Below are 1,927 nucleotides of genomic sequence, written 5' to 3' on the forward strand. Positions count from 1 at the left end.
AAGTCTTGTCGTCGTGCCGCGCCGCTGACCGCGCTCGCGCCTGAGGCGCCCGCCGCTTCCGTCGCCTTCGATTCCCGCCCCGCGCGCCGCCGCGCCGGGGGCGCGTTTGTGGTTGTTCCCCTTCAGCCTTTTCCGCCGACGGGCGTCCCCGCCGGCCCCGCCGCGTTTTCCCCGCACGCCCCGGGAAACCATAGGGGAATAGGACAGACAAGATGAAGAAGTTCATGAAGGTTGGCGCGCTGGCGGCTGTCGGCTGCGTCGTGATGGTCGGTTGCGCGAGCTCGTCGAAGCTGACCCCCGAGCAGGAGGCGGCGGTCGGGCCTTGGCGCGATCAGACGCAGATGATGATCGACGCGAAAGATCCTGACCTGACCGCGACGTGCACGAGCGGCATCGCCGAAATCGACGCCATCGCGAACACGGTGACGCCCATCGCCTCCGCGGTGAACAAGTGGATGCTGGATTACATCCGCGAGACGCAGGCCGATTTCGCTTGGAATACGTATATCGGCTGGCGAAACGGCCCGGACAGCGGGAAAATGTCGCCGGATGCGTTCAAAGAGGAATCCGCCCGGCAGGCGAAGCTGGCATGTCTTGAGCCCGGGCTGACGCTGAACTCGACGGACGCGAACGCGGACGCGCTGACGGTGTTGGCGTACCGTGGGTTGAATCTGGCGGACGCCGCCGCCGTGGATGCGTTCTTGGCGGAGAAGCTTCCCGCGGACATGGCGAATTGGGCCACCGCGCTTGAGGCGAACGCCGGTGTCGGTCGCGAGGGATTCTACAAGGCCATCAAGGTGGAGGCGACCGACTGGACGAAGATTTTGGCGCCGCTTCAGAACAATCTGACGCAGCTGACCAAGGCCAACACGAGCATTGCCGCCGTGTTGAAAAAGCCGGAGCTTGCCGCGAAGTTGAACCCGCTCACGGGGGGCAAAGAGTCGCTTGCGGCCGTGAATCGTCTGCGCAAGCAGATCACGGTGACGCTGAATCAGATCCCGTGGCTGGTCGACGCGATCCAGAGCGCGGAGTGAGCCGCGTCTGACATTCACCCGAAAGGAAGCTGTCATGCGTTTCGTTTCCGTTTTTGGCGGTGCGTTCCTCTTCGGTTTCCTGGTGGCGGGCTGTTCCGGCCCGTCCCACCAGGTCAACCCGAACATTACGGTTTACGACCGTGACACGGTGGCCGACCGTCCGATTACGTTGCCCGGTAACTACAGTACGGAGAATTATGGCCGGCTGGTCTTGGCGCTCGATCCCGGAAGTATGGTCTCCAATGCCTTCGATGAGAGCAACATGGCCTTCATGAGCCTGCGTCTGCAATCGGAGCTGAGCAAGCTGAAACGGTTCTCCGTGGTGGCGTTGCATGGAAGGAACACCGAGCGCCTCGAGGAGATGGCGGATTTGGGGGAATTGGAGTTGCCGGAGGCCGACCCGACGACGGTGGATTTGGTGGCCAACTGGAACCTGAATATCCACGCGGAAGAGCGGCTTGATGGGCGCGAGAAGGAAATCACCTTCATCTGTGCCATCAACCTCACCTGCACGGATATGCGCACGAAGTTGGTGAAATTCTCCAAGGACTTGGATTGTCGTGTGCGTCGCGAGCAGCGGACGAGCCGGGCGGGGACGGTCATTGGCGGTTTCCAATATCGTAACAAGTCGGATGTTCAAGGGTTGCTTCAGGATCTCGCGACGCAGGCGGCGATCCGGATCGCCAACGAACTGGGCAACGAGTTTCCCGTGGGTGGGAAAATCACCGGGATGTTGGGGACGGATATGCTGACGCTGGACAAGGGCTCGGAGCAGGGCATCGCCAAGGGGATGCAGATGGTGGTCTACGCGAACGTCGGCGGGGTGGACGTGCCGCTCGGGAACGCGGAGGCGACGCCTTCGACCAACACCTCGCAGCTCGAGATGTGGCGCC

Annotated in this window: 2 protein-coding genes; both read left to right on the forward strand. The window is 62.5% G+C overall.

Annotated elements, in window-relative coordinates:
* Window positions 1–212: 212 nt before the first annotated feature.
* Window positions 213–1,034, forward strand: a complete 822-nt coding sequence (locus Q1X90_RS05125) for a hypothetical protein (RefSeq protein ID WP_300767213.1) — start codon at window positions 213–215, stop codon at window positions 1,032–1,034.
* A 34-nt stretch (window positions 1,035–1,068) separates the two neighbouring features.
* Window positions 1,069–1,927: hypothetical protein (locus tag Q1X90_RS05130; RefSeq protein WP_300767214.1), on the forward strand; the 859-nt coding region annotated here is incomplete at its 3' end.

Source organism: uncultured Bifidobacterium sp. (assembly GCF_949292005.1).
GTDB lineage: Bacteria > Actinomycetota > Actinomycetes > Actinomycetales > Bifidobacteriaceae > Bifidobacterium.

Coding starts and splice junctions, on each gene's coding strand:
- Q1X90_RS05125 (WP_300767213.1), top strand. CDS start 213: ATGAAGAAGTTCATGAAGGTTGGCGCGCTGGCGGCTGTCGGCTGCGTC.